The organism is Staphylococcus schleiferi, from assembly GCF_025558325.1.
GTDB lineage: Bacteria > Bacillota > Bacilli > Staphylococcales > Staphylococcaceae > Staphylococcus > Staphylococcus schleiferi.
Window position 1 is genome coordinate 1,584,850 of record NZ_CP094712.1, and the last position, 26,295, is coordinate 1,611,144.

The 26,295-nt window shown below is 36.8% G+C and carries 23 protein-coding genes; all 23 read right to left on the reverse strand.

Translation table 11 applies throughout. From position 1 onward, the window contains the following. Positions 1-35 precede the first annotated feature (35 nt). Positions 36-1,007, reverse strand: coding sequence for a riboflavin biosynthesis protein RibF (gene ribF / locus MUA40_RS07445; protein WP_016424927.1), 972 nt, complete (start codon positions 1,005-1,007; stop codon positions 36-38). Positions 1,008-1,022: 15 nt separating this feature from the next. Further along, a complete protein-coding gene (gene truB, locus MUA40_RS07450) occupies positions 1,023-1,940 on the reverse strand; it encodes a tRNA pseudouridine(55) synthase TruB (RefSeq protein WP_167732669.1) in 918 nt (305 codons plus the stop codon). Positions 1,941-2,020: 80 nt separating this feature from the next. Next, positions 2,021-2,365, reverse strand: coding sequence for a 30S ribosome-binding factor RbfA (rbfA, locus tag MUA40_RS07455; RefSeq protein ID WP_016424925.1), 345 nt, complete (start codon positions 2,363-2,365; stop codon positions 2,021-2,023). A gap of 272 nt (positions 2,366-2,637) precedes the next feature. After that, a complete protein-coding gene (infB, locus tag MUA40_RS07460; RefSeq protein WP_016424924.1) occupies positions 2,638-4,740 on the reverse strand; it encodes a translation initiation factor IF-2 in 2,103 nt (700 codons plus the stop codon). 16 nt (positions 4,741-4,756) lie between these two features. Continuing rightward, positions 4,757-5,062, reverse strand: a complete 306-nt coding sequence (locus MUA40_RS07465) for a L7Ae/L30e/S12e/Gadd45 family ribosomal protein (protein WP_016424923.1) — start codon at positions 5,060-5,062, stop codon at positions 4,757-4,759. Then, on the reverse strand, positions 5,059-5,346 hold the full coding sequence (rnpM, locus tag MUA40_RS07470; protein ID WP_016424922.1) for an RNase P modulator RnpM: 288 nt from the start codon (positions 5,344-5,346) through the stop codon (positions 5,059-5,061). Before rnpM ends, MUA40_RS07465 begins: the two co-directional genes overlap by 4 nt. Positions 5,347-5,358: 12 nt before the next feature. Next, positions 5,359-6,504, reverse strand: coding sequence for a transcription termination factor NusA (nusA, locus tag MUA40_RS07475; RefSeq protein WP_016424921.1), 1,146 nt, complete (start codon positions 6,502-6,504; stop codon positions 5,359-5,361). 18 nt (positions 6,505-6,522) lie between these two features. Next, complete coding sequence (rimP, locus tag MUA40_RS07480) at positions 6,523-6,990, reverse strand: ribosome maturation factor RimP (protein ID WP_016424920.1); 468 nt, start codon at positions 6,988-6,990, stop codon at positions 6,523-6,525. Positions 6,991-7,113: 123 nt separating this feature from the next. After that, the gene (locus MUA40_RS07485) at positions 7,114-11,421 is read right to left on the reverse strand and encodes a PolC-type DNA polymerase III (protein WP_262569342.1); all 4,308 of its coding nucleotides are present in this window, start codon (positions 11,419-11,421) and stop codon (positions 7,114-7,116) included. A gap of 209 nt (positions 11,422-11,630) precedes the next feature. After that, a complete protein-coding gene (locus MUA40_RS07490) occupies positions 11,631-13,337 on the reverse strand; it encodes a proline--tRNA ligase (protein WP_167732670.1) in 1,707 nt (568 codons plus the stop codon). Between the two features lie 25 nt (positions 13,338-13,362). Continuing rightward, complete coding sequence (rseP, locus tag MUA40_RS07495; RefSeq protein WP_262569343.1) at positions 13,363-14,649, reverse strand: RIP metalloprotease RseP; 1,287 nt, start codon at positions 14,647-14,649, stop codon at positions 13,363-13,365. Then, a complete protein-coding gene (gene dxr, locus MUA40_RS07500) occupies positions 14,649-15,779 on the reverse strand; it encodes a 1-deoxy-D-xylulose-5-phosphate reductoisomerase (RefSeq protein WP_016424916.1) in 1,131 nt (376 codons plus the stop codon). Before dxr ends, rseP begins: the two co-directional genes overlap by 1 nt. Positions 15,780-15,798: 19 nt before the next feature. Next, on the reverse strand, positions 15,799-16,581 hold the full coding sequence (locus MUA40_RS07505) for a phosphatidate cytidylyltransferase (RefSeq protein WP_016424915.1): 783 nt from the start codon (positions 16,579-16,581) through the stop codon (positions 15,799-15,801). Positions 16,582-16,595: 14 nt separating this feature from the next. Continuing rightward, positions 16,596-17,357, reverse strand: a complete 762-nt coding sequence (locus tag MUA40_RS07510; protein WP_016424914.1) for an undecaprenyl pyrophosphate synthase — start codon at positions 17,355-17,357, stop codon at positions 16,596-16,598. A gap of 331 nt (positions 17,358-17,688) precedes the next feature. Next, positions 17,689-18,243, reverse strand: a complete 555-nt coding sequence (gene frr, locus MUA40_RS07515) for a ribosome recycling factor (RefSeq protein WP_016424913.1) — start codon at positions 18,241-18,243, stop codon at positions 17,689-17,691. Positions 18,244-18,260: 17 nt separating this feature from the next. After that, entirely contained in the window at positions 18,261-18,983 is a 723-nt protein-coding gene (gene pyrH / locus MUA40_RS07520) for a UMP kinase (protein ID WP_016424912.1), read from the reverse strand. A 150-nt stretch (positions 18,984-19,133) separates the two neighbouring features. After that, complete coding sequence (tsf, locus tag MUA40_RS07525) at positions 19,134-20,012, reverse strand: translation elongation factor Ts (protein WP_262569346.1); 879 nt, start codon at positions 20,010-20,012, stop codon at positions 19,134-19,136. 223 nt (positions 20,013-20,235) lie between these two features. Further along, positions 20,236-21,033, reverse strand: coding sequence for a 30S ribosomal protein S2 (rpsB, locus tag MUA40_RS07530; RefSeq protein WP_016424910.1), 798 nt, complete (start codon positions 21,031-21,033; stop codon positions 20,236-20,238). Positions 21,034-21,197: 164 nt separating this feature from the next. Continuing rightward, a complete protein-coding gene (gene codY / locus MUA40_RS07535) occupies positions 21,198-21,971 on the reverse strand; it encodes a GTP-sensing pleiotropic transcriptional regulator CodY (protein WP_016424909.1) in 774 nt (257 codons plus the stop codon). 19 nt (positions 21,972-21,990) lie between these two features. Then, complete coding sequence (gene hslU / locus MUA40_RS07540; RefSeq protein ID WP_016424908.1) at positions 21,991-23,400, reverse strand: ATP-dependent protease ATPase subunit HslU; 1,410 nt, start codon at positions 23,398-23,400, stop codon at positions 21,991-21,993. 15 nt (positions 23,401-23,415) lie between these two features. After that, a complete protein-coding gene (hslV, locus tag MUA40_RS07545; protein ID WP_016424907.1) occupies positions 23,416-23,958 on the reverse strand; it encodes an ATP-dependent protease subunit HslV in 543 nt (180 codons plus the stop codon). Positions 23,959-23,964: 6 nt separating this feature from the next. After that, positions 23,965-24,855: a tyrosine recombinase XerC gene (gene xerC / locus MUA40_RS07550; RefSeq protein ID WP_016424906.1), complete on the reverse strand. Its 891-nt coding sequence runs from the start codon at positions 24,853-24,855 to the stop codon at positions 23,965-23,967. Between the two features lie 117 nt (positions 24,856-24,972). Then, positions 24,973-26,277: an FADH(2)-oxidizing methylenetetrahydrofolate--tRNA-(uracil(54)-C(5))-methyltransferase TrmFO gene (gene trmFO, locus MUA40_RS07555; protein ID WP_016424905.1), complete on the reverse strand. Its 1,305-nt coding sequence runs from the start codon at positions 26,275-26,277 to the stop codon at positions 24,973-24,975. Between the last annotated feature and the right edge of the window lie 18 nt (positions 26,278-26,295).

Here is a 26,295-nt window from a genome sequence, read left to right on the forward strand (position 1 = left end):
CCAAGATAAAGGTCTCTGTCCTAATATCAATAGACTTAACTATTATAAGATACTTCATCGTCAAAATCAACAGCCAATAAATATTTGGCACGTTCTTTATCTTGATTCATTTGGGCCACAAGCGGGTCAATGCCATCAAATTTCAGCTCTGGTCGAATAAAATGATGCCAATAAATAGTAACACGTTCACCGTAAATATTTTCTTCAAAATCAAAAATATTCACTTCAATAACAACTTGAGGCAAATCTTCATGAAATGTCGGTTTCACACCAATGTTGCATACGCCTCTATACACTTTTTCTTTCGAACCAATGACTAAACTCACTGCATAAACGCCCTTTGTAGGAAGTACGTAATCATCACTCGGTTCAATATTAGCAGTTGGGAAACCAATTGTTCTGCCTCGTTTTTCTCCTTGAACAACTGTTCCTTTAATACGATAACGATACCCAAGTTGTTCATTTGCCTTCGCTAAATCACCTGATTTTAACGCGTTTCGTATTGCAGTCGTTGATATTTTCTCATCATTCAGTTCTTTTTTTCCTACTGTAATGCATTCGAATTGCGATTGATATTCTTGCATCATCGCCATGTTCCCTTTGCCGTATTTACCAAATGTAAAGTCAAATCCAGCAATAATTGCGCGTGCATGATTTTTCACTAAATAAGACTGCACAAATTCATCAGGCGATACTTCTGCAAAACGAGATGAAAAGTTAACCACGAGACAATAATCAATATCATATTCGCCTAATAAAGCAACTTTGTCATCTAAAGGGGTTAAATAAGTGGTTCTTTTTTGCTTTGGATTCAATACAACTGATGGATGTGGATCAAATGTCATAACCGCTTTTTTGAGTCCCTTTTCTTTTGCAGTCGCTTCTAATTGTTCTAAAAGTGCTTGATGACCACGGTGTAGTCCATCAAAAAATCCCAAAGCCAACGCAATATCTTCTTGTATATATTGGTTAGGTTGGATGGGATGTGTAATTTCAATAACTTCCATAATCGATAATCTCCTTTAATTAAAAACCTTTTTAGGCTTTATTTCCTCTTGACGAGATGGATGTCTTTCATAAATGGCCATAACACGACCTGTTTCACCATCTATCATAACAATTTGGGAGTCAAAAGAAACATCAAATGCATTTTTTAAAAACTTTTGTCCATTTTTAATTTTTAATTTTAAGGCTTCATCCGTGACTTGATACATAGGTAAAGCTTTCAGACCATAGATAATCGGCAACAGTTTTTCTTGTAAACGTTCTTCTTCATGTAGCGTTTCAATTTCGGTCAAACTTAAGGCTTGCTCTAAAGATAAACCGCCACTCATTGTTCGTGTCAGACGTGACATATGTGCCGGGAGATTCAATGTTTTTCCTATATCTGTAGCTAGTGCACGGATATACGTTCCCTTCCCGCATGTCACTTCAATTTCAAAGCGCATCATTCCATCTTCAAAATGTAACTCTGATATCCGTGCAATATGTTCAATATATATTTCTCTTTCCGGTCGCGCTACGGTTTCACCTTTTCTTGCATACTCATAGAGCTTTTTTCCGTTTACTTTTACTGAAGAATACATTGGAGGAATTTGTGTCGTCCAACCTTCAAATTTTTCTAGAACTTCATCAATTTGCTTAGCATTGATATCGGATGGTTGTAATCTAACTTGCTCTAATACATCACCGGTTTGATCTTCAGTCGTAGTGGATAAACCGAGTGTGACCTCAGCATGATACGTTTTCCCCATTTCCATGACATAGTCACTGACCTTAGTGGCTTGTCCAATACAAATGGGCAAAACACCATCTACTTCAGGATCTAACGTGCCAGTATGGCCGATTTTCTTTGTATTTAGAATCTTGCGCAATTTAAAAACAACATCGTGACTGGTTAATCCGCGTGGCTTATTTACTGGTAAAATGCCATGGTACATTTCATCTACTCCTTTTCACAAAAAAACTAGAATACGCTGATTCCATCGAAAAATCAGGCTACGTATTCTAGCGCATGCTGTTAATCTCTCTTGTTTAAATCTTGAATCAACTGCTCAATACGATTACCGTATTCAATTGATGCGTCATATTCAAATTGCAAATCGGGTACAATTCTAAGTCGCATACGTTGACCAATTTCTGATTTAATAAATCCTTTTGCTTTTTCAAGACCTTTAAAAGTATCTTCACGTTCTTTATCACTGCCTAAAACAGTCAAATAAACTTTTGCTAATGATAAGTCATTTGTAGGTTGCACATCAGTAATTGTTAAAAATCCAACTCTTGGATCTTTCAATTTGTTATTGATAATGTCCATTAACTCTTTTTTCATCTGTTCACCGACACGTTCTGCTCTCATATTCATAGTTATGCCTCCTTTCACTTTATTCGTAGCGTTTTCCTCATTTACACATTATAAAGGACATCCTAAATACGCGTCAATCCAGTTCACCGTCACCCTAGTCTGACTTGACATAGATAGGAGGCCATCTTTTTTATTCTGCACTAAAAATAGACTTGAACTTCCACATTAAAAAATACACTTTCCTGTATTGTAAACATATTAAACAAACAGAAAAGTGTATTGTTATAACTCATTTATACATTATCATGCTAAAGTGATGATTCAACAATAGTTTATCTTTCGACTTCTACCATTACGAAAGCTTCAATAATGTCGCCCTCTTTAATATCATTGAATTTTGCAATTGTGATACCACATTCATAACCTTGGGCCACTTCTTTTGCATCATCTTTAAAACGTTTTAAAGTATCTAATTCACCTTCAAATAGGACAACACCGTCACGAATAATGCGGACACTTGAATCACGTGTGATTTTACCTTCTGTCACATAACTTCCGGCAATTGTACCGACTTTAGAAACTTTAAATGTTTGACGTACTTCTGCTTGACCAATGACTTTTTCTTCGAATTCTGGATCAAGCATCCCTTTCATTGCTGCTTCAATTTCTTCAATAACATTATAAATAACGCGGTGTAGACGCATATCTACATTTTCAGCATCAGCCGCACGTTTTGCACCTGCATCAGGACGTACGTTGAAACCGATGATAATACCGTTTGAAGCGTTAGCCAATGTTACGTCGGATTCGTTAATAGCGCCCGTAGCAGTGTGGATAATACGTACATTTACGCCTTCCACATCAATTTTCATTAATGAAGCAGCTAAAGCTTCAACAGATCCTTGTACGTCACCTTTAATGATTACGTTTAAGTCTTTCATTTCACCTTGTTTCATTTGTTCAAATAAATTATCAAGGGAAACATTTTTACTTTCTTGACGTTGTTGTAAAATACTTTCTTGTTCACGTGCTTCACCAATACGACGTGCTTTCTTCTCGTCTTTAAAGACTACAAAGCGGTCGCCTGCTTGTGGTACATCGTTTAAACCTGTAATTTCAACGGGTGTAGAAGGACCTGCAGATTTGATTCGTTTACCTAAATCGTTAACCATCGCTCTCACTTTACCGTGTGTGTTCCCAACGACTAATGCATCACCTACATGCAATGTTCCGTTTTGAACGAGTAATGACGCTGCTGGACCACGAGATTTGTCTAACTCCGCTTCAATCACTGTTCCAACTGCTGGTTTGTTAGCGTTCGCCTTTAATTCTTGGACTTCTGATACTAAAATTAACATTTCAAGTAAATCATCAATACCTTCACCACTTAATGCTGATAGCGGCACAAAAATCGTATCGCCACCCCAGTCCTCAGGAATTAAATTATATTCTGTTAACTCTTGCATAACGCGATCAGGGTTTGCAGTTGGTTTATCAATTTTGTTTACTGCAACAATAATTGGCACATCTGCTTCTTTAGCGTGATTTATCGCTTCAATTGTTTGTGGCATAACACCGTCATCTGCAGCAACAACTAAAATAGTAATATCTGTCACTTGTGCGCCACGTGCACGCATTGTCGTAAATGCGGCGTGTCCAGGTGTATCAAGGAAAGTAATCTTTTTACCATTGTTTTCTATTTGGTAAGCACCAATGTGTTGTGTAATACCACCCGCTTCACCTTCAGTGACACGTGTGTGACGAATCGAGTCTAACAAAGTTGTTTTACCATGATCAACGTGGCCCATGATTGTAACAACTGCAGGTCTTACTGTAGCATTTTCATCTTCTTCAATGTCATCAAAGTAAATAGAAAGATCATTATCATCTACAACGACTTCTTCTTCGATTTCCACACCATAATCTGATGCAACAAGCTCTAAAGCTTCAACATCTAAAGATTGGTTAATGTTGGCCATAATACCTAACAAGAATAATTTTTTGATGATTTCAGATGAATCTACACCTAATTTGTCAGCTAATTCTCCAACTGTAATGCCTTCTGTATACGTAATTTTAGATGGCATTTCTTTAGGTTCAGTTGGTTGTTGTGCTTTTTGGTTCTTTTTGTTTTGTTTATTATTTTTAGAACCTTTATTATTCTTTTTATTTTGTTTTTGTTGCTGGTTTGGTTTACCTTTTTGGTTTTTCCCTTGTTTTTGGTTTTTGTGATTTGATTGAGTATTTTTTTGCGGTTTTGTATCTTTTTGTGCTTGATCTTTTTTGAAAACTTTATCTAATGATTTAACTTGATCATCTTCTAAAGTTTGCATATGATTCGATACTTCTACGCCCTCTTTTTTCAACTCATCAATCACATCTTTACTTTTTATATTTAAATCTTTTGCATACTCATAAATTCTTTGTTTACCCATTAAACCACTCCTAACATTATTCATCTATCATTGACATCAACTTCTTTGCAAATCCTTGATCAGTGATACCAATATTAACACGTGCACTTTTGCCCAATGCGTCGCCTAAATCATCACGATGGCTGATGATTCGATATGGTGTTTGATAACTATGACACTTATTAATCAGATTGTTTTTAGTGTTATCTGATGCATCACTCGCAATTAAAACAAGCTTTAATCGATGCTTTTTTAGTTCAGCAAGAATAACAGACTCACCCGTTTTTACTTTACCTGCACGCATCGCTAAGCCTAAGAAATTCAAAATTTGTTGTTGATTCATTTGGTAGGTATCTCTTCTCTATAAATTAGACGAATAATTTCTTTATATACTGGCTCTAACGTTTCTTGAGACGCTTTAAAAAATTGTTCTAACTTTTGTGCTTGTTGTGCCTGTTCTATTAGCGCAATATCTTTTGAAACATAAGCACCACGGCCTGGTAATTTTCCAGTTGCATCTGCAGATATTTCGCCTTCTTTATTTTGCACGACGCGGATCATATCTTTTTTAGGTTTCATTTCATTTGATAAGATACACTTTCTCATAGGAATTTTTCTCTTTTTCATTCAAAATCCCTCCTATTTTTCGTTGCTTTCATCCTCTAAATCAACCAAAACATCGTCATGCTGTTCATCTTCAACATGATTTGATTCTGAAACAGTATTGTTTGCTTCACCAATACCAAGTTCTTTCGCATCTGATTCAGATTTGATATCAATTTTCCAGCCAGTCAATTTCGCGGCAAGACGTGCGTTTTGTCCACGTTTCCCAATAGCAAGAGATAATTGATAATCTGGAACAATGACCGTTGTAGATTGGTTTTCTTCATCAACAATAACATCGATCACTTGAGATGGACTTAAAGCATTTCTAACAAACACTTTAGGATCGTCACTCCATTGTACGATATCAATTTTTTCACCACCGAGTTCTTCTACAACCGCTTCCACACGCGCACCTTTTGCACCGACACAAGCACCTACTGCATCAATGTCAGGATTTTCAGAGTAAACACTAATTTTAGATCGGTCTCCCGCTTCACGTGCAACAGATTTAACCTCAACCGTACCTTCGAAAATTTCAGGCACTTCTTGCTCGAATAAGCGTTTTAACAAGCCAGGATGACTTCTAGAAACAAAAATTTGTGGTCCTTTTGTCGTTTGCTCAACTTTGTTTACATAAACTTTAATGCGCGCATTCGGTACATAAGATTCATTAGGGCTTCGTTCTGCTTCGGATAACACTGCTTCAGTACGTCCTAAATTAACGTAAACATAGCGATGGTCGACACGGTCAATAATACCTGTCATAATGTCTTCTTCTTTATCAATAAATTCTTCATATAAAATTTCGCGTTCTGCATCACGTAAACGTTGCATCACAGCTTGTTTCGCTGCTTGTGCACCTACACGCCCAAAATCTTTCGGTGTCACATCTTCTTCATAAATGTCCCCAACTTCGTATGCTGGATTTTTAACTAATGCAGTCGACAAGTCTATTTCTTCACGGTCATCAAATACTTCTTCAACAACTTCTTTACGTGAAATGACACGGAAAGTCCCACTGTCCAAATTAAGTTCGACACGTACGTTACGCGCACTATCATAATTCTTTTTATAAGCTGTAATTAAAGCAGCTTCAATTGCATCTACTAATACCGCTCTTGGAATCTTCTTTTCTTTCTCTAAATATTCCGTTGCTAACAATAATTCATTACTTTTCACTCATTTTCCTCCTCACATTTAAAGCATGACTGCATGACGTGCTTTTGCAACTTTATCACGTGGAATTGTGACCGTTTTTGTTTTAGATTTAATTTTTACTTCGACTTCAATCGCTTCGTCAGAAACGGATTCCAATCGTCCTAACCATTCTTTTTCACCTTCAATTGGTGCATAAAGCGACACAAATACAGGTTGATTTATCGCATTTTGAAAGTCTTTTTCATTTTTAATCGGTCTTTCAGCACCTGGTGACGCAACGTCTAAATAATAAGCCTGTGGGATCGGATCATTTGCATCCATGACCTCACTAATACGTTCAGAAGCTAATGTACAATCATTTAAATCCACACCGCCTGGTTTATCAATCGCAATGTGCAAATAATGATCTCTACCCTCTTTTGTAAACTCAACATCGACTAATTCAAAATTTAATTCGTCAAGGACAGGTTGTATTAATGTTTCAACTTGCTCTGTAACTTTACTCATACGAGCCCCCTTATCACTGACAAACAAATAGAAAAGAGCGGGTGATACCCACTCTTTCTACTTGAGTCTAATTTTATAAGCATGCTTATTATATCACAGTTTTGATAAGGCGACAAATGAATGTTACATATCAAAAATAGAGAGTTGTGCTTTGTCTGGCATATCATGTAAAGTTCCTAAATCATCGAGGTACTCAATAATTTTTTGAGAAACGCCCGCTTTTTTATTTAAATCCTCTTTTGAAAGAAACGGCCCATCTTCTCTTGCTTCTACGATCCGTTTTGCAACGTTTTCACCAAGTCCAGGAACAGCAACGAAAGGCGGAATTAATGTATCCCTTTCGATTGTAAATTCATAAGCCTGACTTTTCTCAAGATTGACTGGTTGCATACGATAACCTCGATGTGCCATTTCATTCATAATTTCAAGCACGGTTAAAATGTCTTTTTCTTTTTTACCAAGATCCATATAACGTGAATACATGTCTTTCACTGTATTTCGAATACTTTCTTTGTCTTTCACCATTGTCAATAAATCAAAATCGGATGCTCTTACTGTAAAATAACTTGCATAATAGTATAGAGGATGATGCACTTTAAAATAAGCAATTCTCACGGCCATAAGAACGTACGCTGCTGCGTGGGCTTTCGGGAACATGTATTTTATTTTTTTACAAGAATCGAGGTACCAATCAGGCACGTTATTCTCTTTCATGACTTGTTCAAATTCTTCTGTTAACCCTTTACCTTTACGTACCGCTTCCATAATTTTAAATGCAAGTGAAGGTTCAAGACCTGCATACATTAAATAAACCATGATGTCGTCACGACAACCAATACAGCTCGAAAGTGTACAAGTTCCACTTCGAACAAGTTCTTGCGCATTTCCTAACCATACATCCGTTCCATGTGATAAACCTGAGATTTGGACGAGCTCTGAAAAAGTAGTTGGCTTCGTATCTTCTAACATTTGTCTTACAAAGCCTGTCCCAAACTCAGGGACACCAAACGTTCCTGTTTTCGCTAATATTTCTTCTTCAGTCACACCTAATGGCTCAGGAGAACTAAAGATGCCCATCGTTTCTTTATCATCTACAGGTATTGTTTTAGGATCAATACCTGATAAATCTTGTAACATTCGAATCATTGTCGGATCATCGTGTCCTAGAATATCGAGTTTCAATACGTTATCGTGTATTGAGTGGAAGTCGAAATGGGTCGTCATCCAAGGCGAATTTTGATCATCTGCAGGATATTGAATCGGTGTAAAGTCATAGATATCCATATAATCCGGTACAACGATAATACCACCTGGATGTTGACCTGTTGTCCGTTTAACACCGGTACAACCTTTAACTAAACGATCAACTTCTGCGCCTCGTTTATGGATACCTTGGTCATTTAAATAACCTTTCACAAAACCGAATGCTGTTTTTTCAGCAACCGTACCAATTGTCCCTGCACGATAAACGTAATCCTCTCCAAACAATACTTTAGTGTAATTATGTGCTTGTGGCTGATATTCGCCACTAAAGTTCAAGTCAATATCGGGGACTTTATCCCCTTTGAACCCTAGAAATGTTTCAAATGGGATGTCTTGGCCTTCTTTAATCATTTGCGTCCCACATTCACAAGTTTTGTCAGGTAAATCAAATCCAGAACCGACTGAACCATCATTAAAAAATTCACTTTTTTTACACTTAGGACAAATATAATGTGGTGGCAATGGATTTACTTCTGTAATTTCAGTCATTGTCGCAACAAAGCTTGAACCCACTGATCCACGCGAACCAACTAAATAACCATCTTCGAGCGACTTTTTCACGAGTCTTTGTGAAATCAAATAGATAACGGCGAATCCGTTTCCAATAATACTTTCTAACTCTTTTTCTAATCGATCAATAACGATTTGCGGTAAATCTTCACCGTATAGTTTTTTGGCGTTATTATAACTCATTTCACGGATTTCTTCATTGGCACCATCCATATTAGGTGTATAAAGTTTATCTTTAATGGGTACAACTTTTTCAACGCGCTCTGCTAAAGCTCTTGTATTCTCGACTACGACTTGATAAGCCCGAGATTCACCTAAAAAGTGAAAATCATTAAGCATCTCATCAGTTGTTCTGAAATGTGCTTCAGGTAAAGTAGATCGGTTCAATGGATTACCAGGTTGAGAAGCAATTAAAATTTTCCGTGCGATACTATCGTGTTCGTGTAAATAGTGTACATTACCTGTTGCGATGACTGGAATATTATTCGTTTCGCCCACTTTCAAAATTCGTTCGTAAATTTCTACAAGCGTTTCATTGTCGCGAATTAATTCACGATCAAGCAAATCTTGATAAAGTGCAGGTGGTTGTATCTCAATATAGTCGTAATACTTGGCAATCCGTTCGACTTCAGATTGATCTTTTTGCATCACTGCAGTGAAAACTTCACCTTCATCACATGCTGTTCCAACTAAAATACCTTCACGATATTGATCTAATAGTGAACGTGGAATTCTAGGTGTACGGTAATAATATTTAACAAGTGAAGCGCTGACGATTTTAAATAAGTTCTTTAAGCCTGTCTGGTTTTGAACAATCAGCGTAACGTGTTGTGGGCGTGCTCGCTTATAAGCATCCTCATTTGATAATTTTTTATTAATATCTTGATGGTTGTGTACATCTAATGCTTTAAGTTGCGCTAACATTTTAATGAAAATATAAGCAGTTGCTTCGGTATCATAAATTGCGCGGTGATGTTGTGTCAGTTCAACGCCATACTTTTTAGCTAAAAAGTTCAATCCGTGCTTACCATAACTTGTATTGATTGTACGTGAGAGTTCAAGTGTATCAATAACCCCATTAGTTGAAGGACCGAAGCCAAGTCGCTCATAGTTTGTGTCTATAAAGCCCATATCAAAAGAGGCGTTATGTGCAACAAAAATGGCATCTCCTACCCATGCTTTAAAATCTGTGAGCACCTCTTTTATCTCTGGCGCATCTCGTAACATGTCATCGGTAATGTGAGTTAAATTCTTAATCGTTTCAGACAGCTTTTCGTGTGGATTACTAAAACGTTCAAACTTGTCTATAATTTCACCGTTTTTCACTTTTACTGCAGCTAATTCTATAATTTTGTCATATTGGTTGGATAAACCTGTTGTCTCGACGTCAAATACGACATATGTAGCATCGCTTAATCGTATATCGGTCGGTTTATATGCAATAGGCACACCATCATCAACGAGCATCCCTTCCATACCATAAATCATTTTTATGCCATGTTTTTCTGCTGCAGCATGCGCATCTGGATATGCTTGTACAACATTATGATCTGTCACTGCAATCGCTTCATGACCCCATTTAGCCGCTTGTGCAACATATTCACCGATATGTGTCACACCGTCCATTTGGCTCATAGAAGTATGCAGATGAAATTCGACGCGTTTTTCTTCAGCCTTATCCACTTTTGGTGTACGCTTGATCTCTTCAATATCTGACATCATCATCACAAGATCTCGAATAAACATATCTTCTTCGATACGTCCTTGTGCTCTTATCCATTTACCTTCAGATAATGCTTTGAAGTGTTCTAAGTCGTCTTTATTTTTACGCGTAAACATTTTAAGTACTAATGAGTCTGTATAGTCCGTCACCTTAAGTTCCACAATATGGCGTCCACTTTTGAGTTCTTTAAGGTTAATATCAAAAATGACACCTTCAATAGCGACTTTAAACTCTTCCTCAATAATACTTTCAATCGGTCTCACATTTTCAACTTGAATTGGTTTACCGATTTGACAACGCGTTACGGACACTTCGTTATCATCTTTTGCACGTTGTTCTTTCATCTTTTCTATTTTTGCTGTTGCTTCTCTCGCACTTTGCTCATCCTCTTGTTGAATGTGTGCTTCAAGAGAAGCTAAATCATCGTCATGACCATGCTCATCAGTTTCAAACACCACTTTATCAACATCAAAACCACATCGTTGCATTGCTTTGACTAGGCTGCCATTGCAAACCTTATTAAAGTGCTGACCTTCAACATCATTTTGAACAAGTACTTTAACAACATTGCCTGACATCACAATACGTTTCTGTTTAAGTTGACCTTTGACCTTAGGAGATAGTTGCGTTTGGTCGATACAATCTCCAAAATATTTTAATAAATACTCATCTTGACCTTGATGCGTTGCAACTGTAATTTTCCAATCAACATTTGCGATATCTTGAAAGCTCTCTTTCATTGCATGAGTCAATACAGCATAATCATCATATTTTAATAATCGTGGTAATTGGATATGAAAAATCCATTCACGAGATTTTTCAGAAACATCGATGCGTGTCAATAGACCTTGTTCGATAATATCTTGATCAAAATAATCTTGCATATGAATTTGTTTTAAGAGAATCTTAAACTTTTCTTGATCCTTTAATGCCACACTCATAACCACCTTATTTTAATTGCCGTACATCCATTTGTATTTAAAAATGACTTTCAAGCCATTTTATATTTCATACGGGATAAGGCTGAGAAATCAATAGATTCCTCAGCCTTCTTATTGTTGTTGCATCATCAATAGAACCCAATCGGTTAACCTATCGTGAAGCAATATGCTTATTTTTATTATAACAAATGATTGGCATCTTCTTACTGAATTTGTTCACTACATTTTTCTAAATGCGCTAACAAAGCATCAACATGGACTTCTTCACTTTCGCCATTGTCTCTTCTTTTAACTTCTACAATACCTTCAGATGCATTTTTTCCGACTACCACACGAAGCGGTAAACCAATCAAATCTGCATCATTGAATTTCACGCCTGCACGCTCGTTTCTATCATCATACAACACATCATACTGTGTTTGTAATAAATCATATAAACGGTCTGCACATTCACGTTGATCTTCTTTTTTAGGATTCACTGTAATTAAATGAATGTCATAAGGTGATACTGCTTTTGGCCAAATGATACCGTGCTCATCATGATGTTGTTCAATAATTGCACTTAATGTTCGAGATACACCAATACCGTAACAACCCATTGTAAGGTTTTGTTCGCGTCCTTGTTGATTTAAAACGGTCGCATGCATTGGCTCTGAATATTTTTCGCCTAAAACAAAGACTTGTCCCACTTCAATACCTTCTGCAAAACGTGCCGGACCGGATCCATCTGCTAGAGGCTCACCTTCCAGGATAAAACGGAAATCGCCATAAGCTTCAACTTTAAAATCACGATCTACGTTGGCATTGACATAGTGATAGTCATCTTCGTTAGCACCTACAATTAAATTGTTTATAGATTGAACGAATTGATCTGCATATACTTTGATATCTCTATCAGTAATCGGACCTAAAGAGCCAGACGTTGCATTTAGCAAATTACGTATCTCGTCTTCTGAAGCGAGAGCAACATCGTCTGTTTTAAAGTAATCTTTAATTTTAACTTCATTGAGTTCATGATGTCCTCTAACTAAAATTAAAACGAATTCACCGTTCACTTTAAAGACCATTGTTTTAGTGATGTTTTCTAATGGCACATCTAAGAAATCAGCAACTTGTTTCGCTGTTTTCATATTCGGCGTCTCTACCTTTTCTAAGTCTTTTTGTGCATCTAAAGTCGTATTAGACGCATAGTAAGGGACTTCTGCTTTTTCGATGTTTGCTGCATAGTCACTTTGTTCACTATAAACGATTGTATCTTCACCAATTGCACTTAAAGCGTGGAATTCGTGTGTATGATTACCACCAATTGCACCTGAATCAGCAACAACCGGTCTGACATTTAAGCCCACCCGGTTAAATATCGTTTGATAAGCATGAAACATGTTCTGATATGTTTCCATTAAAGAAGCTTCATCTGTGTGGAATGAATAAGCATCTTTCATAATAAATTCTCTACCACGTAATAAGCCAAATCTCGGTCTTTTCTCGTCACGGAATTTTGTTTGGATTTGAAACAATGTTAAAGGCAATTGTTTATAAGAACGCAACTCATCACGAACAAGTGATGTTACGACTTCTTCATGCGTCGGTCCAAGCGCAAACTCACGTTGATTACGATCACGAAGACGCATCAATTCCATGCCATATGCATCCCATCGTCCTGACTCTTTCCATAATTCAGATTGCTGTAATATAGGCATGACAACTTCTACAGCATCAATGCGCTCCATTTCTTCACGAATAATTTCAGAAATTTTATGGATTACGCGTGTCGCAATCGGCAAGTAACTATATACGCCTGCTGCATTTTGTTTAATTAAACCTGCTTTTAATAATAGTTGATGGCTTTTTGCCTCTGCTTCAGCAGGTACTTCTCTTAGTGTTGGAATAAAAACTTTTGATTGCTTCATCCTTCATTGTTCCTCCCTAATCGTTTTATAAGAAATAACGTTGTATATCATTCCAAGTGACGAGCACCATAACAACAAGTACAAACACTGCACCCGCTGCTATGATCACTGTCTCAGCTTTTTTATTGGCTGGTTTTCTAAAGATGGCTTCATAAAATACAAATAAAATACGTCCACCATCAAGTGCTGGAATAGGTAAAAGGTTCATAATACCTAAGTTCACACTTAATGCTGCAGTCCAAGTAATTAAATTAATGATCCCAGTTTTAACGACGGTGTCGACATTTTTATAGATACCGACTGGTCCATTTAACATATCAAAACTAAATGTTCCCGTGAAAATACTTGAAATCATGCCAACAACTGCAACAAAGATGAGTTTCCCAAAGCGTAACGTTTCTTCAATACCAAAAATTAAAGGTTCGAATAGAGATCTTTCTTTTGTTGATGTAAAACCAAGTTGATAAGCCGTTTGTTTGGAAGTTTTAGAAGTTTGAATTTCTACTTTTTTCGGTTCAAACTTTTTATCAATTGTTTTACCGTTACGTTCGACTACGATCGTCGTTTCATTTCCTTTAGTTTGACTTAATGCTTTACTCACATCTTCAAAGCGATTAATTTCTTGGTTTCCAATTTTTTTGATTGTATCACCTTTGTGAAGACCAATTTGTTCTGCAGGTGAATCTTTTGCAATCTGATCAATTGTCGTACTTGGCGCACCTTGATAATAGGCTAAACCAATTAATAGTACGAAAGCTAAAATGAAATTAAATAACGGTCCCGCAAATAAAGTTAAAAACTTTTGATACGGTTTTTTGTGTGCAAATTGTCGATCTCTCGGTGCAATTTGTATTAAGCTTCCATTTTGTACAAAATAAGCTTTCTTCGCAATTGGATAATGATGGCGCGCTTGATCGTCTGCAGCAACACCTTCAATATACAATTGTTCTTGTAAATCAATTTTCTTTACTTCTATAGCTTCTATTTTTTGAAATTTGTGTTGATCGTCTAAAATGATGTGCGTCACTTCATCTTGATCGTTCACTTTAATTTTAACATGCATCCCCGGCTGTACAGGCGCTTCTTCTAGTCCATCTCCAGCCATACGGACATACCCACCTACAGGTAATAAACGAATAGTATAAAGTGTTTCATCTTTACGAAAACTGAAGATTTTAGGTCCCATACCAATTGCAAATTCTGGACACATGATACCTGCCCGTTTCGCAAAAAACATGTGACCGAACTCGTGCACGAATACAAGCACACCGAATACGATAATAAAAGCGATAAGTGTTATTAACATAGGCACTACACCTCATATGGTTTTGTTTTATAGTAATGGTCGATTTCTAAAATTTCTTCTAATGATGGGTCCGGAATCACTTCATGTGCTGCCATTTCACGCTCAATCATATGCTCAATTTCAAGAAATGTGATCTCATGGTTTAAAAACTTAGCCACTGCCACTTCATTAACAGCATTAAGTACAACTGGCATGGATCCACCGATACGCAATGCATCATAAGCAAACTTCAAACATCGATATCGATCCAGATCCATTTCTTGGAAGTGCAATTGCGACACTTGCGCTAAATCTAATGATGGCGCTCGATGTTCAATTCTCTCTGGATAAGTAAATGCATATTGAATCGGCATACGCATGTCAGGGGTACCAAGTTGTGCCATCACACTCGTATCAACGAATTCGACCATTGAATGAATAATGCTCTCTTTATGCAAGATTGTTTTAATTTGGTCTATTTCCAAATCAAACAACCATTTTGCTTCAATCACTTCAAAGCCTTTGTTCATCATCGTTGCAGAGTCAATCGTTATTTTATTCCCCATTGACCAATTGGGGTGGTTCAATGCATCTTCGACAGTAACATGTTCTAGTTGTTCACGTGTTAACTCTCGGAAAGAACCACCACTCGCAGTAATTGTAACATTTTTAATTTGATGCATATCTTCGCCATTTAAACATTGGAAAATTGCAGCATGCTCTGAATCTACAGGAAGGATATCAACACCATAACGCTTTGCATGTGCCATGACAAGTTTTCCGGCCACAACTAAAGTCTCTTTATTCGCAAGTGCTATATTTTTCCCTGCTTCAATCGCTTTCATTGTAGGCTCTAACCCGACACTTCCCAGTAGCGCATTTAAAACTAAATCGTTTTTCTCATATGTTGAAACATCGATTAATCCTTGACGCCCACTCACTATATGAGAATGATAAGGTTTTAAGCGTTCAACATCCGCTTCATCTTGAACAGCAACAATTTCTGGTTTAAACTTTTCAATCACTTCAATTGCAAATTCAATATTTTTCCCAACTGTAAAACTAATCAAGTTAAATGATTCTGGATGACGCGCAATCACATCAATCGCTTGCTGACCTATTGAACCTGACGCGCCTAATATTGCTATATTTTTCATTAATGTTCCTCATTTCACTTTACATTTGAATTAAGAAAATATTCATTAAAGGTAAAACAAACATGAAACTATCAAAACGGTCTAAAATACCACCATGTCCAGGTAGGAGACGTCCAGAATCTTTCACACCGAAATGGCGTTTAAATCCTGATTCTACTAAGTCACCTAACTGTCCGAAGACACTGAGCACAACAGTTAATAATAGAATTAAACTGATGTGATACTCAAATGACACAAAAAACATAAATGTAAGGGGTACGAGGAGGCTACAAATCAATCCGCCGATGAAGCCTTCAACCGTTTTATTCGGACTAATAATCGGCCATAGTTTATGTTTTCCAAAAAGTCGGCCAAAAATATACGCCCCTGTATCTGTTAACCAAACGATCAACAAACCAAATAGGATATATTGTAAGCCGGCTTCTCTCGTTTCATAGAAGTACATGAATCCAATCCCCACGTAAGCAACAGACATTAAACAAAATGCGGAATCCATGAAACTGAAGCGGTTTTTGGACATAACCGTATAACTTAAAATAACAAAGCTCATCGCTATCAACGATTTCTGTTGTAACACGGGCACCCATGCACCAAAATCTTGTGGAATCATAATAATAATTAAAGCCAAGGCACTGATAATACCTGGTATTGACAGCAATTGAATCCGATTCATGTTTAAAAGTTCTTTTAAAGCAATTAAAGCTAATAAGAATGTAAAATACATCCATACTGATCCGCCAATCAGTAAAATAGGTAAGAAAACGATTAATGCGACAATCGTTGTGATTGTTCTTACTTTCATCCCACTACTCCTATCTACAATCCTCCAAATCGTCTTTGGCGTGATTGATATGTTTTTATACATGCTCTTAATTCTGCCTCATCAAAGTCAGGCCACAATTTAGAATTAAATATAAACTCACTATAAGATAATTGCCAAATCAAAAAGTTGCTTATACGTTGTTCGCCTGAAGTCCGTATTAATAATTCTGGATCTGGGTAATCGTGTGTCATTAAATATTTTTGGAAATGCTGCTCAGTAAGTGTATCAATATCATCATCTGAAGCGTGTCGCATCTCTTTCATCATATTCTGAATACCATTGATAATTTCAGCTCGTCCCCCATAATTGATTGCAAATATTAATGTCAATCCAGTGTTGTCAGCTGTTTTATTTTTAGCCTCATCTATGGCTTGAATTGTTTTTTCAGGTAAATCATTTATAAAACCAATCGTTTCAACACGTACGTTTTTTTCAATCAATTCGGGTAAAAATGTATTTAAAAAGTTAACAGGTAATCCCATGATATAGTTAACCTCTTCATCAGGACGTGACCAATTCTCAGTTGAAAATGCATAAAGTGTTAAATATTTAACATTCAAATCGCTAGCTGCTCGCGTAATGGTTTTAATCGTCTGCATTCCCTGATAGTGACCTTTAATTCGTGGCATTTTTCGTTGTTTTGCCCAACGACCATTGCCATCCATAATAATCGCTATATGTTCAGGTATATTATGTAAATCGATTTGATCGACATGTTTTTGACTGTCGATTTTCTTCTTAAATTTCTTAAACATGCGCGTTCCTCCGAGCCTATTCCGTCTCTTAAAATATTATAATCTCTTTAGCGTACAATTATCTACCATTTTATCACACTCAATCAGCGCATTGAATAAACAAAGAAAAAAACTGTACCAAAGTCGTATTCGGTACAGCTCAGTGAGAAGGCAAACCATTTCTACAATTTTACTATGAAATGAGGGTGACGTATCACGATATGATAAGAAATAATACATATAACATTGATTTTATTTTATCTATATTAGGCTTCTTTTAATTGAGGAGAAGCGTCAATTTCACCCTATTCATTTTGATTGATTCTTGTCTACTCGTCGGTATGTCTAAAACTTAAACTGACATAATATCTTTTTCTTTATCAGCAACTAACTGATCGATATCTTTAATTGATGAATCAGTGATTTTTTGAACTTCATCAGAACCATTTCGTAATTCATCTTCAGAAATTTCGCCATCTTTTTGTTGTCTTTTTAGATGATCATTTGCATCACGTCGAATATTACGAACAGATACTTTTGCGTTTTCACCTGTTTTCTTGACGTCTTTAACAAGTTCTTTACGACGTTCTTCAGTGAGTGCTGGCACCATAATACGAATCACTTCTCCGTCACTCGTAGGATTAACACCTAAGTTTGCAGCAATAATCGCTTTTTCAATATCACCAATAGATGTTTTATCGTATGGTGAAACGACAAGAAGACGTGCTTCAGGTACGTTAATACTTGCTAATTGTTGGACAGGTGTTGGTGCACCATAGTAGTCCGCTTCAACACCAGCTAATAAGTTAGAGTTTGCGCGTCCTGCATTAATTTGTGCCAATTCACGAGATAAATTCTCAATTGATTTTTTCATACGACTTTTAGCATCTTGAATAGTTTCTTTCATTTTTTTGCACCTCTATATTATTTTGTAATAATTGTCCCTATATCTTCACCTTGGACAGCACGTTTAATATTACCTTCTTCCATGATAGAGAACACTTTTAAAGGTATATTGTTGTCCATACAGAATGAAGAGGCTGTCGAATCCATGACTTGTAAACCTTCCTGTAACAATTGAATGTATGTTAAACGTTCATATTTTTTAGCATTCGGGTCTACTTTTGGATCTGCTGAGTAAACACCATCAACATTATTTTTCCCCATTAAGATGACGTCTGCTTCAACTTCAGCAGCACGTAATGCAGCTGTTGTATCTGTTGAGAAGTATGGGTTACCGATACCCGCTGCAAAAATAACAACGCGTTTTTTCTCTAAGTGACGAATCGCACGACGACGAATATAAGGTTCTGCAACTTGCTTCATTTCTATAGATGTAAGGACACGTGTATCACAATCAAGTTGTTCTAAGCTATCTTGTAATGCAAGTGCATTCATCACTGTCGCGAGCATACCCATATAATCAGCAGTTCCTCGATCCATGCCTAAGTCACTACCTGTTTTTCCGCGCCAAATGTTACCGCCACCCACGATGACAGCAACTTCTGTATCCATTTTTGCGACTTCTGCTACTTGTTGTGCAATGCTTTTAATAATCATTGGATTAATTCCAAATCCTTTGTCCCCTGCTAATGCTTCTCCACTCAGTTTCAAAACTACTCGCTTATATTTTGAAGTTTCAGTCATTATTTTAACCTCTCTATTCGTAATATGTAAAACAATACAAGTAAAGAAGACACAATAAGCATCACCCTTCTACACGGCTTCAATCTTGCATTGAAGTCCTGCAGAGGAGGACACGAAAGGTGTCTTCTTTCTTATACAAAACCGTGTCGATTATTTCATTTGTCCTTTTACTTCATCAGCAAAGTTTTCTTCACGTTTTTCTAAACCTTCACCCACTTCGTAACGAACGAAGTCTACTAATTGACCACCTTTTGATTTAAGGAATTGTTCAACTGTTTGGTCAGGGTCTTTAACGAAGTTTTGGTTAACAGCACAAATCTCTTGAAGATATTTGCGTAAACGACCTTCAACCATTTTTTCAACGATGTTTTCTGGTTTACCTTCATTTAATGCTTGTTGTTTTAATACTTCTCTTTCATGGTTGATTTCTTCTTTACTTACTTGGTCAGATGAAACGTATTTAGGGTTGATTGCAGCGATGTGCATCGCAACATCTTTTGCAGCTTCTTCGTCAGTTGAACCTTCAACAACTGCAAGAACACCAATACGTCCGCCCATGTGTAAGTAAGCACCGAATGCGTCACTATCTGATTTTGATTTGATTTCGAAACGACGTAAGCTTAATTTTTCACCAATTGTTGAAATCGCTTCAGTCATATGTTCAGAAACTGTTTTACCGTTTGGTAATGTTGTTTCATTTAAAGCTTCAACTGAATCCACTTTTGTTTCAAGAATTTGGTTAGCAATTTCTTTTACAAGTTGTTGGAAACCTTCGTTACGTGCAACAAAGTCTGTTTCTGAGTTGATTTCAACGATAACAGCATCGTTACCTTTAACTTCAACATGTGTAATACCTTCTGCTGCAATACGGTCTGCTTTTTTAGCTGCTTTAGCAATACCTTTTTCACGTAAGTAGTCAATGGCTTTATCAATGTCACCATCAGTTGCTTCTAATGCTTTTTTACAATCCATCATACCTGCGCCAGTTCTTTCACGTAATTCTTTAACAAGTTTAGCTGAAATTGCCATTCATGATTCCTCCAATATTCAATCAATATTTATTTTAAAAAAAGGGGCTGGGACATATTCACGTCTCAACCCAATGAAAATACTCAAAATGATAAAGTGGCAGTAGATGACGCGTTTGATCCTACACTTTAAATCAAGCTTTTCTCAATCCAAGTCATCTTTGCCATTAGTGGGTCGATGAAAACAAATAAGTTTCTATCCCACACCCATTTCAAGATGCGACTTAGTTAGATTCAACAGATGTTTCAGTTGTTTCTACTGCTTCAGCTGATTCGTTATCTGCTTTTTCATCTTCAGTTAAGTCGATGTTTTGTTCAGCAGCTACTTCATCGTTTGATACACCTTGTTGACCTTCTAAAATTGCGTCTGCCATTTTACCAGTTAATAATTTAACCGCACGAATTGCGTCGTCATTCGCTGGGATTACGTAATCAATTTCATCCGGATCACAGTTTGTATCAACGATACCAACGATAGGGATGTTTAATTTACGTGCTTCTGCAATCGCGTTGCGCTCTTTGCGTGGGTCAACGACAAATAATGCTTGTGGCATTGATTTCATATCACGAATACCGCCTAAGAATTTAATTAAACGGTCATATTCTTTTTTAAGTTCTACAACTTCTTTTTTAGGAAGAACATCAAATGTTCCATCTTCTTCCATTTTTTCAATTTCAGAAATACGTTGTACACGTTTAGAGATTGTTTTATAGTTTGTTAAAATACCACCTAACCATCTTTGGTTAACATAGAAGTGGCCAGCGCGTTCTGCTTCAGCTTTCACTGATTCTTGCGCTTGTTTTTTAGTACCTACGAATAAGACTTTACCGCCTTCTTCAGATACTTGTTTAATAAAGTTGTATGCTTCTTCAACTTTTTTCACTGTTTTTTGTAAGTCGATAATGTAGATACCGTTTCTTTCAGTGAAGATGTACTTTTTCATTTTTGGGTTCCAACGGCGTGTTTGATGACCGAAGTGAACACCAGCTTCTAGTAATTGTTTCATAGAAATTACTGCCATAATATAAATTCCTCCTATTGGTTTACATCCGCCACGAACACTCATATAAAAACGATGAAATTCATCGCACCCTTTTATACTTCGGTGTTGCGTGTGTGTTTTGACTTTTATAGCCGCTAATTAATATATCATAACATGCGCGAGTTTGCAACAACGCAATCCAATTATTCTGCACGCGTTAACTCGTCTAAGAATGCTTCTTTCTTAACTTTAATAAAAGTCCCTTTCATACCTAAAGAACGTGATTCAATAACGCCGGCACTTTCAAGTTTTCTTAAAGCGTTAACGATAACTGAACGTGTGATACCTACGCGGTCTGCAACTTTTGAGGCAATTAAGAGACCTTCTTTACCACCAAGTTCTTCAAATATATGGTCAATCGCTTCTTTTTCTGAGTAAGATAAAGAGTTGATCGCCATTGAGATTGCTGCTTTATCACGAGCTACAGATTCAATCTCTGAATGTTTTTCACGTAATATTTCCATACCGATTACTGTTGCAGCATATTCACCAAGCACAAGATCATTTTCGTTGAAGTCATCGGCAACACGGCCTAGAACAAGTGTTGCTAAGCGTTCGCCTCCACCAATAATTGGGAAAATTGTTGTTCTTGAGTCTTTGAATAAATCTTCATTTTCTGGTGGGAATACTGATAAATCACTATCAATTGTAATATTTGATGACGTTTCATATACGTGCATTAATTTATCCGTGTAAGCCTCTGGAATATGACGGTCCTCTAGCATTTGAATAATACGTTCATTTTTAAGTAATTCATTCAAGCAAGATCCCAAAATTTTACCGCGACGAGAAACGATGAATACATTTGTAACTGTAACTTTACTCACCGTTTGGGCAACATCTTTGAAGTCGACAGAGATACCTTTATGTTTTTGTAACAAACTACTTAATTCTCTCGTTTTCGATAATAAGCTCATGTCATTTCTCCTTTTTTTCTTATAAAATAAATTCGCTTAAATCTTTGTTCGTTGAAATTGTTTTTAATTTATCGTCTACATATTGTGGCGTAATATCCACTTGAGCGTGTGGCATATGCGGCGCTTCGAATGACAAGTCTTCTAACATTTTTTCTAAGATTGTATGCAGTCTGCGGGCACCGATATTATCCGTTTCTTGATTGACATGATATGCCATCTCTGCAAGTCTGTAAATCGCTTCGTCTGTGAAATTTACTGTGACTTCTTCCGTTTGCAATAGCAACTCATACTGTTTAATCAGAGATAATTTTGGTTCTTTTAAAATTCTTACAAAATCATCTACAGTGAGATCTTTTAATTCTACACGAATTGGGAATCGACCTTGAAGTTCTGGAATCAAATCGCTTGGTTTAGAAACATGAAACGCACCCGCGCCGATAAAGAGCATATGTTCCGTACTCACAGTACCATATTTTGTTCTTACAACGCTACCCTCAAGGATAGGTAAAATATCACGTTGCACACCTTGTCGAGAAACATCTTGGCCACTGTTTTGGCTTGTCGTAGCAACTTTATCAATTTCATCTATAAAGATAATTCCCATTTGCTCAGCAAGTTCAAGCGCTTCTTGGTTTGCAGTCTCGTGATCAATCATTTCGTCAGCAAATTGATCAACAAGAATTTTACGTGCTGTTTTAACAGGTACTTCTTTTTCAACTTTTTTCTTAGGCATTAATTGGCTCATCATTTCTTGCATTTGTTCGTTTTGCTGTGTACCTAACATGCCTAAAGCACCCGGATCTTGCTCTACTTTAACACGCACTTTTTCTTCCTCTAGCTTTCCGTTAAGGAGTTGCAATTTAATTTCAGAACGTTTTGTTTTGATTTCTTCTGTTGGCGGCTCTTCTTCCTCTTCTTCATTTTGCTGACCAAAGTTTGGAATTGCACCACCAAATAAAGATTCTAAAGGATTATTAGTATTTTTGTTAGCTTTTTTCTTAAGACTAGGAACAAGGAGTTTAACGAGTTTTTCGTTAGCTTTTGCCGTTGCTGCTTCAACCACATTTGCTTTTTTCTCATCTTTAACTAATCTTACCGAAACATCGACTAAGTCACGCACCATACTCTCAACATCTCTACCGACATAACCTACTTCAGTAAACTTTGTCGCTTCAACTTTTAAAAATGGTGCACCAACTATTTTAGCCATACGACGGGCAATTTCAGTTTTACCCACACCTGTTGGTCCCATCATTAATATATTTTTAGGGGCAATTTCTTGTTTAACTTCATCCTCAAGCAAACTACGACGGTAACGATTTCTAAGGGCAATGGCTACCTTTTTCTTCGCTTCATCTTGCCCAACGATATATTCATTGAGTTTATCTACGATGTCTTTAGGTGTATATTTAATCGCATTGTTCTCCATGCTTTAAACCCTCCATTATAATTCTTCTACAGTGATGTGATCATTAGTGAACACGCAAATTTCAGAAGCCACTTTAAGGCTTTCATAGGCCATTTCTTGTGCACTCATATGTGGTGCGTGTCTTTTTAGTGCGCGTCCGGCGCTCAAGGCAAAATTACCACCCGAACCAATTGCAATTAAATCATCATCCGGTGCAATCACTTCACCTGTACCACTAACGACTAAAATATTATCTTTGTTCATGACAATTAACATCGCTTCAAGTTGGCGGAGTTGTTTATCGCCTCGCCACTCTTTTGCGAGTTCTACAGCAGCTCTTTCCAAATTACCACTATATTGTTGTAATTTTCCTTCAAACTTTTCAAACAATGTGAATGCGTCTGAAACACTGCCAGCAAAACCAGCAACGACGCGGTTATTATACAATTTACGAACTTTTTTAGCAGTTTGTTTCATAATGACTTGTTCACCTAAAGTGACTTGACCATCTCCGGCCATCGCTGCTTCACCATTATGTCTTACTGCGTATATCGTTGTCGCATGAATTGATGAACTCATGTTAAATTACTCTCCTTTTCTCGCACGTGGATGTGCCTTTAAATAAACATTTCTCAACTGTCGATTTGTTACATGTGTATATCGGCCTGTCGTAGATAAATTAACATGTCCAAGTAAGCTTTGAACAGTTCTAAGGTCTGCACCTTCATTTAACATATGTGTTGCAAATGTATGTCTCAACTTATGCGGATGAATCGCAGTCACACCAGCTGTCCGTTTGACGATATCATTTAAAACATAGCGCACACCTCTTTCGGTAATCGGTTGACCTTTTAAGTTTGTAATCAAATAGTCGTGCTGTACATTTTGAATAGGCTTAAACTGTTCTAAATATACTTCAAGACTCTGTCGACAAAATTCGCCGAAAGGTACAATTCGTTCTTTTCCACCTTTACCCAATACTTTTACCCAACACATTTCTAAATCAACATCTGAAACTTTTAAAGACACCAATTCCGAAACCCGAATTCCTGTCGCATAAAGCAACTCAAGAATTACTCGGTCTCTGAGATCTTTTTGGTTCCCCTTACTTACCGTTTGAAATAACGCTTCCATTTCTTCTGTATAAAAAAACGTAGGTAAATAACGCTCTTTTTTGGGATGAACTAATTGGACAAATGGATTCACTACATCTTGCTCTTGTGTCATCCAAAAAGCATAAAAACTACGCAATGTAGAAATTTTTCTTGATACTGTTGTACGTTGTAAACCTAAATCATAAAGTGTTTGTAAATAGTTTCTTGCGTCACTGTATTTGAAATCTCTCAATCCTAGTTGTTCTCGATCAAGAAAATGATTAAATTGGTCTAAATCGTCGTGATAAGCTTTTAACGTATGCGATGAGAAAAAACGCTCTCTTTTTAATGTATCTAAAAATTGTTCTTGGATTTGTTTCAAAGCAAAAACCCCTCCATCATTAGCATTGTAGCATAATGATAAGGGGAACTGCATTGATTATACATTGAATTTTTGTATTTATCAAAATTTTACTTATTTTGCCATTTTTTAGACCATTTATAATGTCTCTTTAAAATGATTCAGTTGTGTTAATGCACGTTGCGCGAGTGTTTCATAGCGCTCTTTTTTATCTTTTATACGTTCTTCCAAAGCAGGTACTAATCCGAAGTTCGCATTCATCGGTTGGAAGTTCTTATTGTTCGTTGCATGTGAAATATAATAAGCCATACTTCCTATCATCGTTTCACGAGGGAAAATGACATCTGCTTTATTAAGCATACGGTGTGCTAAATTGATGCCTGCAACCAATCCACTAGCAGCACTTTCTACGTACCCTTCAACACCTGTCATCTGTCCAGCAAAAAATAAGTTCTCACGGTCTTTAAAAGCATATGTTTCATTTAAAACTTCAGGTGAATTAATAAACGTATTGCGGTGCATGACGCCATATCTCACAATATCTACATTTTCCAATCCAGGAATAAGACGAATCACTTCTTTTTGAGCGCCCCATTTTAATCTCGTTTGAAAACCTACAATATTATAAAGCGTACCTGCCGCATCATCTTGACGTAGTTGAACAACGGCGTAAGGACGTTTCCCTGTTTTCGGATCTTCCAATCCAACTGGCTTCATTGGTCCAAATAACAACGTTTTCGGACCTCTACCCGCCATGACTTCAAAAGGCATACATCCTTCAAAGTACTTTTCTTTTTCAAAATCGTTCATCGGGGCTACTTCTGCTTCAAGTGCTGCCTCATAAAAGCGGTTAAACTCCTCTTCCGTCATCGGACAATTCAAGTAAGCTGCTTCGCCTTTATCATAACGTGATTTAAGATACACTTTATCCATATCAATTGAATCTTTTTCAATAATCGGTGCTGCAGCATCATAAAAGTATAACTGATCTTCACCAGTTAATGCGACAATTTCTTTTGCCAAAGGTTCAGTTGTCAATGGTCCTGTCGCAATAATTGTAGGGCCTTCAGGGATAGAAGTGATTTCTTCATTTTTAACCGTAACATTGGGATGATTTTTTAATGTCTCAGTTATATAACCTGCAAAGTCATGTCTATCAACAGCTAAAGCGCCACCCGCAGGCACACGTGCTTTATCTGCCGCTTCAATAATTAATGAGTTTAATTGTCTCATTTCTTCCTTTAATACACCGACCGCATTCGTTAATGCATTACCACGTAACGAATTAGAACATACCAATTCAGCAAATTTGTCTGTATGATGCGCTGGTGTTTGTTTTACAGGACGCATTTCATATAAATTCACTTTGATTCCGCGTTCTGCAAGTTGAAATGCTGCTTCAGACCCTGCTAAACCAGCGCCAATAATATTAACAGATGTCATTATTATTTTCCTCTCTTT

What these genes read in the sequence shown, in the direction of transcription:
- ribF (WP_016424927.1), bottom strand. Translation starts at nt 1,007, where the DNA reads ATGGAAGTTATTGAAATTACACATCCCATCCAACCTAACCAATATATA.
- truB (WP_167732669.1), bottom strand. Translation starts at nt 1,940, where the DNA reads ATGTACCATGGCATTTTACCAGTAAATAAGCCACGCGGATTAACCAGT.
- rbfA (WP_016424925.1), bottom strand. Translation starts at nt 2,365, where the DNA reads ATGAATATGAGAGCAGAACGTGTCGGTGAACAGATGAAAAAAGAGTTA.
- infB (WP_016424924.1), bottom strand. Translation starts at nt 4,740, where the DNA reads ATGGGTAAACAAAGAATTTATGAGTATGCAAAAGATTTAAATATAAAA.
- MUA40_RS07465 (WP_016424923.1), bottom strand. Translation starts at nt 5,062, where the DNA reads ATGAATCAACAACAAATTTTGAATTTCTTAGGCTTAGCGATGCGTGCA.
- rnpM (WP_016424922.1), bottom strand. Translation starts at nt 5,346, where the DNA reads ATGAAAAAGAGAAAAATTCCTATGAGAAAGTGTATCTTATCAAATGAA.
- rimP (WP_016424920.1), bottom strand. Translation starts at nt 6,990, where the DNA reads ATGAGTAAAGTTACAGAGCAAGTTGAAACATTAATACAACCTGTCCTT.
- MUA40_RS07490 (WP_167732670.1), bottom strand. Translation starts at nt 13,337, where the DNA reads ATGAAGCAATCAAAAGTTTTTATTCCAACACTAAGAGAAGTACCTGCT.
- dxr (WP_016424916.1), bottom strand. Translation starts at nt 15,779, where the DNA reads ATGAAAAATATAGCAATATTAGGCGCGTCAGGTTCAATAGGTCAGCAA.
- MUA40_RS07505 (WP_016424915.1), bottom strand. Translation starts at nt 16,581, where the DNA reads ATGAAAGTAAGAACAATCACAACGATTGTCGCATTAATCGTTTTCTTA.
- MUA40_RS07510 (WP_016424914.1), bottom strand. Translation starts at nt 17,357, where the DNA reads ATGTTTAAGAAATTTAAGAAGAAAATCGACAGTCAAAAACATGTCGAT.
- frr (WP_016424913.1), bottom strand. Translation starts at nt 18,243, where the DNA reads ATGAAAGAAACTATTCAAGATGCTAAAAGTCGTATGAAAAAATCAATT.
- pyrH (WP_016424912.1), bottom strand. Translation starts at nt 18,983, where the DNA reads ATGACTGAAACTTCAAAATATAAGCGAGTAGTTTTGAAACTGAGTGGA.
- tsf (WP_262569346.1), bottom strand. Translation starts at nt 20,012, where the DNA reads ATGGCAATTTCAGCTAAACTTGTTAAAGAATTACGTGAAAGAACTGGC.
- rpsB (WP_016424910.1), bottom strand. Translation starts at nt 21,033, where the DNA reads ATGGCAGTAATTTCTATGAAACAATTACTAGAAGCTGGTGTTCACTTC.
- codY (WP_016424909.1), bottom strand. Translation starts at nt 21,971, where the DNA reads ATGAGCTTATTATCGAAAACGAGAGAATTAAGTAGTTTGTTACAAAAA.
- hslU (WP_016424908.1), bottom strand. Translation starts at nt 23,400, where the DNA reads ATGGAGAACAATGCGATTAAATATACACCTAAAGACATCGTAGATAAA.
- hslV (WP_016424907.1), bottom strand. Translation starts at nt 23,958, where the DNA reads ATGAGTTCATCAATTCATGCGACAACGATATACGCAGTAAGACATAAT.
- trmFO (WP_016424905.1), bottom strand. Translation starts at nt 26,277, where the DNA reads ATGACATCTGTTAATATTATTGGCGCTGGTTTAGCAGGGTCTGAAGCA.